This is a genomic window from Bacillus sp. FSL R5-0603, assembly GCF_038050295.1.
Classification (GTDB): Bacteria; Bacillota; Bacilli; order Bacillales; family Bacillaceae; genus Bacillus; species Bacillus subtilis.
In genome coordinates, this window is the sequence record NZ_JBBOYP010000001.1 from 3,437,358 (window position 1) to 3,452,756 (window position 15,399).

Annotated in this window: 13 protein-coding genes; 4 read left to right on the top strand and 9 right to left on the bottom strand. The window is 45.4% G+C overall.

From position 1 onward, the window contains the following. Positions 1-11: 11 nt before the first annotated feature. Positions 12-821 (bottom strand): prolipoprotein diacylglyceryl transferase, encoded by an 810-nt coding sequence (gene lgt, locus NYE56_RS17750; RefSeq protein WP_133954018.1) that lies wholly within the window; start codon positions 819-821, stop codon positions 12-14. Positions 822-834: 13 nt separating this feature from the next. Beyond that, positions 835-1,767, bottom strand: a complete 933-nt coding sequence (gene hprK, locus NYE56_RS17755) for an HPr(Ser) kinase/phosphatase (protein WP_003228097.1) — start codon at positions 1,765-1,767, stop codon at positions 835-837. Between the two features lie 181 nt (positions 1,768-1,948). On the opposite strand from hprK, the gene nagA reads away from it, so the two are divergent. Genes nagA through nagR form a run of 3 tightly spaced genes read left to right on the top strand, consistent with a single transcriptional unit; the run spans position 1,949 to position 4,613 of the window. Beyond that, on the top strand, positions 1,949-3,139 hold the full coding sequence (nagA, locus tag NYE56_RS17760; protein WP_268554959.1) for an N-acetylglucosamine-6-phosphate deacetylase: 1,191 nt from the start codon (positions 1,949-1,951) through the stop codon (positions 3,137-3,139). Next, positions 3,136-3,864, top strand: a complete 729-nt coding sequence (gene nagB, locus NYE56_RS17765; protein WP_335449683.1) for a glucosamine-6-phosphate deaminase — start codon at positions 3,136-3,138, stop codon at positions 3,862-3,864. The genes nagA and nagB overlap by 4 nt, the downstream gene beginning before the upstream one ends. A 17-nt stretch (positions 3,865-3,881) precedes the next feature. Further along, positions 3,882-4,613, top strand: a complete 732-nt coding sequence (gene nagR, locus NYE56_RS17770) for an N-acetylglucosamine utilization transcriptional regulator NagR (RefSeq protein WP_341284199.1) — start codon at positions 3,882-3,884, stop codon at positions 4,611-4,613. Between the two features lie 20 nt (positions 4,614-4,633). Here nagR and NYE56_RS17775 read toward each other — a convergent pair whose 3' ends face one another. The 5 genes from NYE56_RS17775 to yvlA all read right to left on the bottom strand — a co-directional run bounded on the left by NYE56_RS17775 (position 4,634) and on the right by yvlA (position 10,715). Next, on the bottom strand, positions 4,634-8,503 hold the full coding sequence (locus NYE56_RS17775) for a metallophosphoesterase (protein WP_341284200.1): 3,870 nt from the start codon (positions 8,501-8,503) through the stop codon (positions 4,634-4,636). A gap of 200 nt (positions 8,504-8,703) precedes the next feature. Beyond that, a complete protein-coding gene (locus tag NYE56_RS17780) occupies positions 8,704-9,063 on the bottom strand; it encodes a phage holin family protein (protein ID WP_003228066.1) in 360 nt (119 codons plus the stop codon). 1 nt (position 9,064) lies between these two features. Beyond that, positions 9,065-9,262 (bottom strand): PspC domain-containing protein, encoded by a 198-nt coding sequence (locus NYE56_RS17785; RefSeq protein ID WP_003228065.1) that lies wholly within the window; start codon positions 9,260-9,262, stop codon positions 9,065-9,067. Positions 9,263-9,266: 4 nt separating this feature from the next. Beyond that, the gene (locus NYE56_RS17790) at positions 9,267-10,364 is read right to left on the bottom strand and encodes a DUF4097 family beta strand repeat-containing protein (protein WP_014478112.1); all 1,098 of its coding nucleotides are present in this window, start codon (positions 10,362-10,364) and stop codon (positions 9,267-9,269) included. A 24-nt stretch (positions 10,365-10,388) separates the two neighbouring features. Then, positions 10,389-10,715, bottom strand: coding sequence for a protein YvlA (yvlA, locus tag NYE56_RS17795; protein ID WP_003244375.1), 327 nt, complete (start codon positions 10,713-10,715; stop codon positions 10,389-10,391). 217 nt (positions 10,716-10,932) lie between these two features. Here yvlA and NYE56_RS17800 point away from each other — a divergent pair, with 217 nt between their 5' ends. Further along, on the top strand, positions 10,933-11,163 hold the full coding sequence (locus NYE56_RS17800; protein WP_003235419.1) for a hypothetical protein: 231 nt from the start codon (positions 10,933-10,935) through the stop codon (positions 11,161-11,163). Between the two features lie 198 nt (positions 11,164-11,361). Here NYE56_RS17800 and hag read toward each other — a convergent pair whose 3' ends face one another. Further along, complete coding sequence (gene hag / locus NYE56_RS17805; protein ID WP_268554956.1) at positions 11,362-12,183, bottom strand: flagellin Hag; 822 nt, start codon at positions 12,181-12,183, stop codon at positions 11,362-11,364. Between the two features lie 338 nt (positions 12,184-12,521). After that, positions 12,522-15,395 carry an excinuclease ABC subunit UvrA gene (gene uvrA / locus NYE56_RS17810; protein WP_341284201.1) on the bottom strand — a complete coding sequence of 958 codons (2,874 nt, stop codon included), beginning with the start codon at positions 15,393-15,395 and terminating at the stop codon, positions 12,522-12,524. Between the last annotated feature and the right edge of the window lie 4 nt (positions 15,396-15,399).

The following is a 15,399-nucleotide window of genomic DNA, read 5'->3' on the forward strand; positions in this document are numbered from 1 at the left end:
TTTGTTGACGTCTACTCCGCGTACCGCTCCTTCGAGTATCCGTTGACGCGTCTGAAGATGATGGCTGCCACAGCCAAAACAATCAATACGATTGAAATCACCTGAGCGATGCGAAGTGAATCAGTCAGCATTAAGCTGTCAGTCCGCATTCCTTCAATAAAGTATCTTCCGATTGAATACCAAATGATATAGATCAAGAACATCTCGCCTCTACGCAAATTCGCTCTGCGCAGCAGCAGTAAAACAATGACGCCGACAAAGCTCCATAGTGATTCATATAAAAAAGTAGGATGATAATATTGCCCATTGATATACATTTGATTGATGATAAATTCAGGCAGGTGCAGGTTTTCTAAAAAGGCTCTGCTGACAGCCTCGCCGTGCGCTTCCTGATTCATGAAGTTCCCCCAGCGGCCGATCGCCTGGCCGAGCAAAATGCTGGGCGCGGCAATGTCCGCAAGCTTCCAGAACGAAAGGTTTTTCACTCTCGAAAACACATAACCCGTTAAAATGGCGCCGATTAATCCGCCATGAATGGCAATGCCGCCCTTCCAAATCTTAATGATTTCTCCCGGATGTGCCGCATAATAATCCCATTCAAAGGCAACGTAATAAATTCGTGCGCAAATAATCGCAATTGGAATGGCAAACAGGACAAGATCAATAAACGTATCTTTCTGCAGCCCCCGTTTTTCACTTTCCCTAATCGCAATCCACAGCCCGAGCAAAGCACCGAGACCAATAATGATTCCGTACCAATGGACGGCTAACGGCCCCAGCTGAAATGCTATCGGATTAAGTGGTTCTATCGCTTCATTCATTTAACGCCAACTCCTATTCTTCTTGTTCACCGTCTTCAATGACGTCCGCCAGCTTGTTGGTAAATTGTTCAGCGGCATTCAGCCCCATCCGCTTCAATCTGAAGTTCATTGCTGCCACTTCGATGATGACTGCAAGATTTCGGCCTGGACGGACGGGAATCGTCAGTTTTGTAATTTCTGTATCAATGATTTTCATGGTCTCTTCCTCAAGTCCGAGCCGGTCGTATTGCTTGCCCTGCTCCCAGAGTTCAAGATTCATGACAATCGTGATTCGTTTATTGCTTCTGACCGCGCCAGCGCCAAATAGCGTCATCACGTTGATAATGCCAAGGCCCCTGATCTCAAGAAGGTGCTCAATTAATTCCGGAGCGTTTCCCACAAGAGTATCCTGATCCTCCTGCCGTATTTCAACGCAATCATCGGCAACAAGGCGATGCCCTCTTTTCACAAGCTCCAGCGCTGTTTCGCTTTTTCCGACGCCGCTCTTTCCTGTGATCAGCACGCCGACACCATATATATCGACAAGAACGCCATGAATTGCTGTGGTAGGCGCCAGCCTGCTCTCAAGGAAGTTGGTTAAACGGCTTGACAGTCTTGTCGTTTTCAGCGGCGATCTGAGGACAGGCACCCCATTTTTCTCGGAGGCGTCAATCAGCTCCTGCGGGATGGGCATATCTCTAGAAAGAATAATAGCTGGTGTTACATCAGTGCACAGAGAATCCATTCGCTGTTTTTTCTCCTCTTCAGGAAGCTGTTCAAAGAAAGAAAGCTCTGTTTTTCCGAGAAGCTGCACGCGCTCTCTCGGGTAATATGTAAAATATCCGGCAATTTCAATGCCTGGTCTTGATAGGTCACTCATTGTAATCGGGCGGTTAATTCCTTCTTCTCCGCTGATTAATTCCAAATTGAACTGTTCCATTACGTCTTTTGTGCGAACCTTTGCCACGATATGTTCCTCCTGTTCCGGGCTGCCCCGAGCTTGCTCACAATACTTTCATTTTATCACTTTCAGGCTTGAACCTAAAACAGATTTTATAAAAGGCGGGAAAACACCTCAGCTGGTCTAGATCACTAGTCTGAAAAAGAGTAAAATAAAGGTATTCAAATTCCAGAAAGGCGGATCATCTATGGCAGAGAGTCTTCTTATCAAAGACATTGCGATCGTGACAGAAAATGAAGTAATCAAAAACGGCTATGTCGGAATCAATGACGGAAAAATCAGCACAGTCTCAACAGAACGGCCCAAGGAGTCATATTCAAAAGAGATTCAAGCACCTGCGGATTCCGTTTTGCTTCCCGGCATGATTGACATTCATATCCACGGCGGCTATGGCGCAGATACAATGGATGCAAGCTTTTCTGCGCTCGACATCATGTCGTCAAGACTGCCCGAAGAAGGCACGACGAGCTTTTTAGCCACAACGATTACCCAAGAGCATGGGAACATTTCTCAAGCGTTGGTGAACGCAAGAGAGTGGAAAGCGGCTGAAGAGTCCTCTTTATTAGGTGCAGAACTGCTCGGCATTCATTTAGAGGGCCCCTTTGTTTCGCCTAAAAGAGCCGGAGCGCAGCCAAAAGAGTGGATTAGGCCTTCGGATGTTGCGCTTTTCAAAAAGTGGCAGCAGGAGGCTGGCGGACTGATCAAAATTGTTACACTTGCGCCGGAGGAGGATCAGCATTTTGAACTGATCCGCCATTTGAAAGACGAATCGATTATCGCGTCCATGGGGCACACGGATGCCGATTCCGCATTGCTGTCGGATGCCGCAAAAGCAGGGGCGAGCCATATGACTCATCTGTACAACGCGATGAGCCCGTTTCATCACCGAGAGCCCGGAGTGATCGGAACGGCGCTGGCCCATGATGGGTTTGTGACAGAGCTTATCGCCGATGGCATTCACTCCCATCCTTTAGCTGCAAAGCTTGCTTTTTTGGCGAAAGGCAGCAGCAAGCTCATTTTAATTACCGATTCCATGAGGGCAAAAGGCCTGAAAGACGGCGTATATGAGTTCGGCGGCCAAAGTGTGACGGTAAGAGGACGAACAGCTCTTCTTTCAGACGGAACCCTTGCCGGTTCGATCCTCAAAATGAACGAAGGCGCACGGCATATGCGTGAGTTTACAAATTGCTCTTGGACGGATATAGCTAATATAACTTCTGCAAACGCGGCCAAACAGCTGGGCATCTTTGACCGAAAAGGCAGTGTGACTGTGGGAAAAGATGCAGATTTGGTGATTGTCAGCAGTGATTGCGAGGTGATTCTCACCATTTGCCGCGGAAACATTGCATTTATATCCAAGGAGGCTGACCAGATATGAAAGTAATGGAATGTCAAACATATGAAGAGCTAAGCCAAAAAGCAGCCAGAATAACGGCAGATACAATCAAAGAAAAACCTGATGCCGTTCTCGGTTTAGCGACGGGCGGCACACCGGAAGGCACGTATCGCGAGCTGATCCGCCTGCACCAAACTGAGAATCTCTCATTTCAAAACGTCACTACAGTTAATTTGGATGAGTACGCCGGACTTTCAAGCGATGACCCGAACAGCTATCACTTCTATATGAACGACCGTTTTTTTCAGCATATCGACAGCAAGCCTAGCCGGCATTTTATACCGAATGGAAATGCAGACGATTTGGAGGCCGAGTGCAGACGGTATGAACAGCTAGTCGAGTCCCTCGGCGGCACTGACATTCAGCTTCTCGGCATCGGCAGAAACGGACACATCGGCTTTAACGAACCGGGAACGTCTTTCAAGTCACGAACTCATGTTGTGACATTAAATGAACAAACCCGCCAGGCGAATTCCAGATATTTTCCTTCCATAGACAGCGTGCCAAAAAAAGCACTCACAATGGGAATTCAAACGATACTCTCAAGCAAGCGCATTCTGCTGCTCATTTCTGGAAAAAGCAAAGCGGAAGCTGTTCGTAAGCTGTTAGAAGGAAACATAAGCGAAGATTTTCCCGCATCTGCTTTGCACCTGCATTCCGATGTTACGGTTTTGATTGATCGTGAAGCCGCGTCATTAAGACCTTGAAAGGAACATGCTGACTTATGAATATCAATAAACAATCGCCTATTCCGATTTATTATCAGATTATGGAGCAATTAAAAAACCAAATTAAGAGCGGAGAGCTGCAGCCGGATATGCCTCTTCCTTCTGAGCGCGAATATGCACAACAATTCGGGATCAGCCGGATGACAGTTCGCCAGGCGCTTTCTAATTTAGTTAATGAAGGCTTGCTCTATCGCCTGAAGGGGCGGGGCACCTTTGTCAGCAAGCCAAAAATGGAACAAGCACTTCAAGGGCTGACAAGCTTTACCGAGGATATGAAAAGCCGCGGGATGACACCGGGCAGCAGGCTCATTGATTATCAGCTTATTGATTCGACTGAGGAACTCGCGGCTATATTAGGCTGCGGGCACCCCTCCTCTATCCATAAAATCACTCGGGTGCGGCTGGCAAATGATATTCCGATGGCGATTGAGTCCTCACATATTCCGTTTGAGCTTGCGGGTGAATTAAACGAATCGCATTTTCAGTCGTCGATCTATGATCATATTGAAAGGTACAACAGCATACCGATTTCCCGTGCAAAACAGGAGCTTGAGCCAAGCACTGCCACCACGGAAGAAGCGAACATTCTTGGTATTCAAAAGGGAGCGCCGGTCCTATTAATCAAACGAACAACATATCTGCAGAACGGAACTGCTTTTGAGCATGCAAAATCTGTATACAGAGGCGACCGTTATACATTTGTCCACTATATGGATCGTCTTTCATAAAAAAAAGCCTCCAACCCTTTTTAAGGATTGGAGACATGGCGAAAATCAAACTGGTCTGGTGCTGGACGATATGTCTCTTTTTTCGTCTTGAACTTCCAGATCGGTGATTTCGTTTTGCCGTTAAAACTGTCTTCCACTATAATGTACCAATAATAAACAGACTGCGGTTCAAGATGATCCCAGCGGAATTCAGCTGTATCCCCGCTCTTCACTTGCTCCCGTTTTCCGAGCTCTTCATTGGTATATACGTTACATTCAAAATAATCGGTTTCCACCTTTTTGATTCTTGGTTTCAAATCAAGCGAAAGGGAAAATTCATCCTTGTTGCCATAGGTATCCGTATCATAGTAATTCTTATCCTTTACATACGGAGAATACGTCGATACGTGCACCATGTCATTGGCCTGGTCAAATTGAAGCAAACGCAAATACCCTTGACCGCCTTCTGGCCCGCCCTGATAATCGGCCAGCATTTGATGCACAAGACGATCCGGTTTCCCATCACCATCATCATCCAGCTCATCTGTTTTTCTCATCGCACTATGATAATGCCCGCTCAACACCATCACGACATTCGGGTTCGGCTTTACGATTTCTTTGAATATTTTCTCTCCGATCGGGCTTCTGTTTCCGCTGACCAGCAAATACTCATGAAAAGCTAAAATGGCCATCCGGTCAGGGTGTTTCTTCAGCACCTGATTCATCCACGCGATGTCTTCATCCGTAATGCCCCATCCCATGTACAGCATGATATAATCATTGCCGTTGCTCGAAATCAGGTCATAATGTCCGCGGTTATTTTTATAGGAACCGCCATAATGCAATTTTTTATCAAAACGATCGCTGCCAAAATATTTGCCAAACGCCCTGTAGGAGCCGTCCTTATGCCCGACATCGTGGTTGCCGGCCAGCACGCCGTAAGGTATTCCGCTCTTATCCAGAACGGACATTGACCGATCAGCGTTTTTCCACTGTCTGATATCGGCGGAATCATCTACAATATCACCCGTGTGGAACACATATTTGATATTGAGCTGCTTTTGATTATCTTTTATCCACTCGGTCTGTTTATCAAAAATATGCGGATAGCTTTCGGCGTAATACTGTGTATCAGACATCCAGACAAATGTGTACATATCCTTCGCAGGGGGAATTTCATCCTGTACAATCACATTCATTTTCGACTCCCGTACAAAATCGGCGACAATCACAGACGCTTTTAGCGTAAACGGTTTGTCATCCTTCGCGACGAAGCTGTCAACTGGCTGCCATTCGTTTGTCCGATAATTCCAAGCATACATCGTCACCTTTCTCCCCGGCAAAGAACTGCCCTTCCAGACCGCTTCTGCCAGATCATTCTCATCAATTGATGGATCAACCGTCACTTCAAAGCGATGATAAGGGAAAAGCTCTTTGTTTTCTGTCGATACTGTTTTTCCATCAGCAGCTGATACCCGCTCCAATTCTTGATTCGTAAATGGGGTCTCCCTTTCCGGCACAAAGCTTTTCGGCGGTTCAGTCAGTGACGCGTGCTTAAATATTTTCACATGATTGCGCGCTGTATATTGAAATCCCCTATAAAAACCAACATCCATGGCATCATTCGTCGGATCTTTCACCCGTACAGAAAGCTTGGCCTTATGCGTGTCGGCTTCGGTGTCTATAACCTCCGGCTGGTCCGGATGCTCTCGTTCGGTTTTAAATATCCTCTCAATCACAGTTTTATTGCCCGCGAGATCCGTTGCTGTCACTTTTAGAGAATGTTTTCCCGGCAAAAGGTCAGAAGATGACGTATGATATGGGAGTGTAATGCTTTCTCCATCTAAAGACGCTTCCGCTTCCTCAATTTTGCTCCATTTATCATACATATCCGCCTGCAGGATAAGGTTTCCTTTATACGTTTGCCCCTCGGTGATATTCGGCTCAATGTGAGGTCCTGAATTATCTACCCGTACAACCAGGCTGACATTTTCCTTCCCGTCGCTTGCTTGAATATGGTGAGCGCCTTCAGAAAGCTTTGATGTATCCCACTCCAGCAGCTGTGATGTAAATAGTCCGTCAGGCAGATTGAACTGAAATTGCCAGCTTTTATTTGAGCGCTGATTATCGCCAATAAAGAGTTCCTTCTCAGGGGACACCCTCTGATCCCTGATCACCGTTCCATCTGATAACACCAATCGGGCGTTTTTGACTAAGAAGTCATCACGGTTTTCAGCCGTATCAAACGGAGACACCTTCGAACCCGATCGTATTGTAATACGCTGCAGCTGCTTCCCTTTCCGAAGCAGTGTCTCTGGCAATGGAACAGAATAGGTGCGGTATTTATTTGTTGTATCATCGAACACCTTCAGCACTTTGCCTTCCATCGTTACCGCGTTTTTAAAATAAAGGTTCGTTTTCCTCGTATCGAACGCAAAATATACTTCTTTTTCCATCGCGGGCTCTGTCACTTGTTTTTTCCCGTCAATCCACAGCTTAATGCGGTCAGCTCGCCCTTCTGTCGTGGCTTTGAGAAATTGAGTTCCCGACAGCGTGTCTCTGTTTTCAATATTCATCCGCAGACCGTGCGACTTGCTTGTTTGTTTAATATCAATCATTTTGACCGGCGTTCTCGCTTCATTGATCCCGTCCCCGGCCGCCACATAATACTCTAGCTGATCCTTCCCGATCAATTCAGGCGAATACACAATATAATGGTAGAGATTATCGTTGCGGTCTTTTTCAGCAAGAATTCGCTTAAACGGTTTGTTCTCATCCGTCCGGTAGTAAAAGGCCGCTGTTTTCACTAGACTTCGGTCCCGTATGTCAGCCCGCAGCTCAATGCTTTCAGCAGGGCGGACAGACTTGCGGTCAGTCAAATCCTCAATGACCGGCTTTTCTTTATCGAGCTTGATTTTCCGTTTCTGCTCGGGCACCTGTGCCTGTAATACGGTTCCGGGAGACGGATTCTTTTCCCCGATTGAAATGTTCAGAAGTTCTGCGGTTCCGTTCAACGGATACTTATAAAGCACTGATGACAGCCGGCGCAGCGCATGTTTCCGATAATGCGCAACCGAAATGTCCTTTCCTGTATTCGTTGATATCACAACGGCCCGCGGCCTCGTATTGGCCATACCCTCTGTCTCGTCTATCACCGCGAGATTTTTTCCTTCTTTTAGTTGTGTCTGATAATAACGATTGAAATCCTCTGACGTCAATTCTGGATGCCCGGCAGGCTTCAGCCAGACGACAAACGTTTCGCCGGATGGTATCAAGATCCTTTCATCAGGTCTCCAAATCAGATCGGAGTCAGGCCCTTCTTTTGGATAGCGGTAACGGATATGGTAGTCTTTAAAATCAATCGTTCTGTCAGTCGTATTAAAAATCTCAATAAATTCATAACCGTCTGCGCGTCCTATATTCTTCGTATCAACCGCCAGCTCTGTGATCAGAAGCTCCGGAATATGGGCAAGGTCAGCCTGGTATCCTTCAAGCTTCAGTTTCTTCGTCTCCGACTCCACCCGCTGCTTCCCATTCGACATCACAATGTAATACTCAAGCTCGCTGTTCCAAATCAAACGTTTTGGAATTTGTGCCAAAAACTTGCGGACCGCTCCGGGGGTCGGGTCCATCGGCACCATTTTGTAGCCCAGCTCATTACTTTGTTTATAAAAAAGAAAGGCGGAAAATGCTTGATACGAATTATCGCGAACTTGAGCCTCAATCATTAGATTGCTTCTCATTTCAGCTTTCACATCAATTTGAGGAGGATTTTCAAGCAAGGGTATGTAATGAGGCGTTTGCAATAGTTCCTGCTGTACAACTGGAAAAGCTTTCGATTCATGATGGCCGCCAGACAAAACGGAAAGAAGAGACAGTAATATAGAAGCAATAACCGTGTATTTCCTCATCAAAGCACCTCCCTTTTCATGTATTTTGCGTCTGAACAGGGAAGCTTATGAGTTCATTTTTAAACAATGTCCAATCTGACAAAGCAGATGGTATACGACATATACGTGGGACTGCTGAACAAAAAGCGAACACTTTACTTCACAATTTTTTAAGGAGGCTGCAGAACATGTAAAAAAGCTGCCTTTGCAGGCAGCTTTTTTTATTTTTTTCTAAGCGGCTCTAAAATGCCTTTTTGAATCAGCAAATGGAAGACCGACAGGATAACGGATGCCCATATCGCGGTGCCGAAGCCGTCGATTTGAAAGCTGTCACCCATAATGGACGCGGTCATCATAAGCGTGATGGCGTTAATCACAAACAAGAAGAGTCCAAGCGTCACCATGGTGACCGGCAGTGTAAAGATAATTAAAAGCGGTTTAATCAGCACGTTTAAGATCGATAAAATGAGGCTGGCGATAATCGCTGCCCCAATGCTGCTGATATGGATGGAGTCAATATATCCATCAATGACGATTAATAACAATGCATTGACTAAAATGCTGACTGCCCATTTTACCATGTCATTTCATATCCCTTTCTGACGGGACGATAAAAATCCAAATGATATAAATGAGCAAAACCGGCAAAACACTTGTCATAATGGCTAAGATGACAGTTATGACTCTGAGGAGTGATGCGTCCCAATTGAAATATTCCGCGAGACCTCCGATAACACCGGCGATTTTCTTATTTTTTTCTGAGCGATAAAGCTTATTCATTCGATCACCTCTGTGAGTACTTTAGTTTGATGGCGCCTGTTAGTGATTCTGAGAAGACGGTGATGTTTTGATCATGTGCCTGATTTGAAGTGAACATCATTTCTTTTTGAATGGTATCATTTTTTTCCTTCAGCATCTCAACATCCATTAATTCATGGGACAGCGAACCAAGATTGCTTTTCAGCTCTGCCTTCACTGCGAGATCGTCCGGAATCGCAAGCTCCACACTTCCAGTCGTTGTTTTTGCATAAATGGAGCGGCAGTCTGATTCTGTTACGTTAATCGCAATATTTCCGTTAAAGCTTTGAACGTCAATGGATTCGCTTTTCCCTCGGAGATCGATCAATCCGTTAATGGTTTCCGCTTCTATCGTTCCGCAGCTGTGGCTGGCGAGCTTAATTTGCCCGTTGGCCGTTTCAGCTATGGCTTTTTCGGCTGTTAAGTGCGAGAACGACAGCACGCCGTTTGTCGTTTTCGCTGAGAACTCTTTTACATGTAAATGTTCCCCTCTGACCGGACCGTTAAACAGCTTCACTCGAATCTTATCATACTCCTTCTGAGGAATATACAAAGTGACATTCGTTTTCATCGTCTTTTTCTCAGTACGGATAAAAAACTTATTACCTTTGATTTCACATTCAATATGCTGAAGAAATGCGTGTCTCGCCGCATCCTGGCTATCAGCGCGATATACCTTCGCCTGGCATTCCGCTCTGATATCGTCATCTTCCCAAGGGACGATATTCACGCTGCCGTTGGCAATTTGCAGCTCAACACTGGAAAAGTCAGTATCTTTAAATTGAAAAATGTGCTGAACATCATACGCATGGCCAAAGTTTAAATCAAGGTCAACTTCCTTGACCTTTTTCACAGCAGAATCAATCCAGTCAAACAGCTTGGCTCCTAAAGACGGCTTGCCGCTTTCTTTTTTTGCCGTTGTAAATGGCTCTTCCTCGTCATGAACATGAACTGAGAGCGCTGTGATTTTTTCTTCTTTTTCCTTGTAGTCGCTGTCAAGCTTTTCAATCAGTGTCAAAGCTTCTTGTGCTGTAAGCTTTCCTTCCTCAACAAGCTTAAGGATTCGTTCCTTTTCTTGCTTCATTACGATCTCCTCCCCATTGTCTACTTATGCTGCACGCAGGACCTTAATGCCCTGAATCACATTCCAAATGATAATGCCAATGACAACTAAGAAATAAATAACCGCTCCCCCGATGATTACAAATACAGGAAGCAAGCTGTCTCCATCAATCGCAACGGCTCCACCAAGTAAAGCAATAAAAAGGAACAGCCAGCCGACAAACGGAACAATGTGAGAAATAAGAGAGCGTATCGCATGGCGTTTTGTTTCTTTCTCATTTACAACAAAATAAGCCACAATCGGCACAATGATTGGCGCAATAAACACACTGAAATAACAAAGTGATGCAATAATAGCTTGATTACGGTTCAATTCATTCCACACTCCTATTGTGAATTGTCCATGACAAAAGATCAGGGACGTTTTACTTATTTATACGTTTAAAATCTCTTCAGGTTTCAAATTCATTCTTTAGACATGCTCCGATTTACGGAAATTGGATTTTAAAAAGTTTTAGAAGTAGAATCTTCCGGCTATACCGATTACAATATGTAAAAAGCTTACGGCAACCAAGGAGGCTGGACAAGCAATGGAGAAAGATCCCAGTGACTATACAGTAACACAAGAATCAGTGTTAAAGCTGATTCATGAACAAAAAAGAATGAATCGTGAAATGATCGCCGAGCTTGAGCAGATTCACGGACCCTTCCCGATTTCTCACGATATCCAATATATAAAAGTGCTGCTCGACAGCAGCAACACGCATATTGTTCAAGATTTAATGAGTGTAAGTAAGCAGCTGTATAAGAAGACTTTGTAATTGCGGAAAACATATCATTCATTATAACTGAAACAAAGCTAAAGGTTAGATGACAATATCTTGCCTTTTTTGTTTTGAAAAAACAAGTGATTCCCTGGCTGTCACAAAATGATTGTAACAAAAAAAGCCTGCCGGCACATCCAGTTAATGGACTCTGTCGGCAAGCTGTGACTATCATAAAGAGATAGCCGTTCAGAATTAACGTAACAATTGAAGCACGTTTTGCGGCTGTTGGTTTGCTTGAGCAAGCATCGCTTGAGAAGCTTGAGAAAGAATGTTGTTCTTTGTGAACTCGCTCATTTCTTTCGCCATGTCAACGTCACGAATACGAGACTCAGCAGCAGTCAGGTTTTCACCAGAAGCGCTTAAGTTATTGATTGTGTGCTCTAAACGGTTTTGTACCGCACCAAGTTTAGCACGTTGATTTGAAACACTTGTAATTGCACTATCGATTTTAACAATCTCAGTGTCAAAACTAAAATCATCCGCTGAAACATCGATACCTTTTACTCCTAAAGTTGTTGCATCCATGTTGCCAATTGTAACATTAATATTTTGGCCAGCATTTGCACCAATTTGGAATGTAAATCCTGCTGTTACACTACCGTCTAAAAGTTTTTTTCCGTTAAATTCCGTACGTTGAGAAATTCCATCGATCTCTTCAGTTAAAGCATCCATTTCATCTTTAATTGCAGTTAAATCTTCAGTTTGCTGTGTACCTGTGTTTCCAGCTTGAACAGTAAGTTCACGCATACGTTGAAGGATTGCATGGGTTTCAGTCAATGCACCCTCAGCTGTTTGGATAAGAGAAATTCCGTCTTGAGAGTTTTTAGAAGCCATTTCAAGACCTCTGATTTGTCCTCTCATTTTTTCAGAAATCGCAAGACCCGCTGCGTCATCTCCCGCACGGTTGATACGAAGACCAGAAGAAAGTTTCTCCATGTTTTTTGAGCTCGCACTGTTGTTTGAAGACAAACGGTTTAGTGTGTTAAGCGCTGCAATATTGTGGTTGATTCTCATGTGAAAAATACCTCCATGTGTATATGTTTTTGAAATCAAAGACTTCCTTTTCTTTGATTTCTGGCGTATCAGATTCCAATAAAGCTTCTAACCTATGTAGATTCAGTTATTGCTTAAGGATGCCTTTAAGCCCCTTAATAGGGTTTGTCTGCTTAATTTGGAAATCATCATCCGCCTTTCAATTCATATATCGACAGCAATTTGTAAATGTTTAGGCGTTTTCCCAAAGAAATTTTACCCAAAGACGATTCTAAACCTATTATGCCGTAAAGAAAAAGCTTGCCTGCTAAGCCCAAGGATGGACTTGCTGACAAGCTGTCCCCTCTTAACAGAGGGTTTTAAGATGTAGCTGTTTCTTTCGCTTTCAAGAGCGATTTCATGCGTGTTTTGTCACGTTCGATAACAGGCTTCAAATAACGGCCTGTATACGATTCTTCCACTTCAGTGATTTCCTCAGGCGTTCCTGACGCGACAATGGTTCCGCCCCCGGCTCCGCCTTCCGGGCCCAAATCCACAATGTAATCGGCCGTCTTAATGATATCAAGGTTATGCTCAATAACCAGTACAGTGTCTCCGTTGTCTACCAACCGTTGCAGCACGACAAGAAGTCTGGCGATATCGTCGACATGCAAACCTGTCGTCGGCTCATCTAAAATGTAGAGCGTGCGTCCGGTCGAGCGTTTGTGCAGCTCTGACGCGAGCTTCACGCGCTGCGCTTCTCCGCCTGACAAGGTCGTCGCCGGCTGGCCGAGCGTAATATAACCTAAACCAACATCATAAAGGGTTTGGAGCTTGCGTTTGATTTTCGGGATATTTTCAAAGAAAGAAAGAGCATCTTCAACCGTCATATCAAGCACATCAGAGATGCTTTTTCCTTTGTACGTCACTTCAAGCGTTTCACGGTTATAGCGTTTGCCGTGACACACCTCGCATGGAACGTATACGTCAGGAAGGAAGTGCATTTCAATTTTAATAATCCCGTCTCCGCGGCAGGCTTCACATCGTCCGCCCTTCACGTTGAAGCTGAAACGGCCTTTTTTATAGCCGCGGACCTTCGCTTCATTTGTCTGCGCGAATACATCACGAATGTCATCAAATACGCCGGTGTATGTCGCAGGGTTGGATCTCGGCGTTCTTCCGATTGGCGCCTGGTCAATGTCAATGACTTTGTCTAAATGATCCAAACCTTTAATCTCTTTATGGCTGCCGGGCTTCGCTTTCGCTTTATGAAGCTTTTGCGCCAGCGCCTTATGCAAAATTTCATTAACGAGTGTACTCTTTCCTGAACCGGAAACACCTGTAACTGCTGTAAACGTCCCAAGCGGGAACTTGGCATTCACTTTTTTCAGGTTGTTTTCTGATGCACCTTTAATTTCAATGTAACGTCCGTCCGGCTTTCTTCTTTCAGGAGGCAATGGGATAAACTTTTTCCCTGATAAATAGCTGCCCGTTAATGAGTTTGGATCTTCCATCACTTCTTCCGGCGTACCCGCAGATATCACCTGTCCGCCGTGAATGCCGGCTCCAGGTCCAATATCTATTAAATAATCTGCTGCCATCATCGTGTCCTCATCATGTTCGACAACAATCAGCGTGTTCCCGAGGTCTCTCATATTTTTCAGAGCGCTGATCAAGCGGTCGTTATCACGCTGATGCAGACCGATAGACGGCTCATCTAAAATATAAAGCACACCGGATAAACGCGAGCCAATTTGAGTCGCCAGCCTGATGCGCTGCGCCTCTCCCCCGGACAATGTACCCGCTGCCCTGCTCAATGTCAGGTAATCGAGGCCGACTTTGTCCAGAAAGCTTAAGCGCTCCACAATTTCGCGCAAAATCAAATTGGCGATCTGCATATCCTTCTCAGAAAGGGTGAGATCTTTAAAGAAGGCAAGTGCGTCGGCGACAGACAGTTCAGTAATTTTTCCGATGTGGCGGCCGTCAATCAGTACGGCAAGCGCCTCTTTCTTTAACCGATAGCCTTTGCACGTCGGACAAGACTTCTGAGACATATACTGCTCCATTTGCTCACGGATGAAATCGGAGCCTGTCTCCTTATAGCGTCTTTCAATGTTGCGCAATACGCCTTCAAATTGAATTTCACCTTCGCGGATTTGTCCAAAATCATTTTCATATCGGAAATAAATCAGGTCATCTCCGCTGCCGTACAGTACTTTATCCAGTTGATGCTTCGGCAAATCTTTGACCGGCACATCCATATCAATCCCGTAGTGGGTGCAGACTGCCTCAAGCAGCTGAGGATAATATTGTGAGCTGATCGGTGCCCAAGGGGCGACCGCATTCTCCTTCAATGACAAATCTTGATTGGGGATGACAAGATCGGCATCCACTTCAAGCTTCATTCCGAGACCGTCACACGTCGGACACGCCCCGAACGGACTGTTAAACGAAAACAGACGCGGCTCAAGTTCACCAATTGAAAATCCGCAGTGCGGACAGGCATGATGCTCGCTGAACATCAGCTCTTCCTCACCGATGACATCGATCATAACCCGTCCTTCACCTAAACGGAGCGCCGTTTCCAATGAATCTGACAGCCGGGCTGCCACGCCTTCTTTCACGACAATCCGGTCAATGACTACCTCAATGGAATGCTTCTTGTTCTTTTCTAATTCGATATCGTCGGAAAGCTCGGCCATCTCGCCGTCAATTCTGACTCTGACATAGCCTTGTTTTCTAATCTGTTCAAGCACTTTGACATGAGCGCCTTTTCGGCCCGAGACAATCGGCGCCAGCACCTGAAGCTTCGTCCGTTCCGGATATTCCAGAATTCTGTCCACCATTTGCTCGATGGTCTGGGATGTAATCTCAATTCCGTGCTCCGGACAATGAGGCTTCCCTACTCTCGCATATAAAAGACGCAGATAATCATAAATCTCAGTTACCGTACCGACAGTAGACCTCGGATTGCGGCTCGTTGTTTTCTGATCAATGCTGATGGCGGGAGAGAGCCCCTCAATTGCATCCACATCAGGCTTATCCATTTGCCCTAAAAACTGGCGGGCATAAGCAGACAGCGACTCGACATACCGTCTCTGTCCTTCAGCATATATCGTGTCAAAGGCAAGGGAGGATTTACCTGATCCGGACAAACCGGTGACAACGACAAGCTGATCTCTCGGAATCGTTACATCTATATTTTTCAGGTTATGCGCCCTGGCTCCCTTCACCTCTATCCGATCCATAGCCATTTGT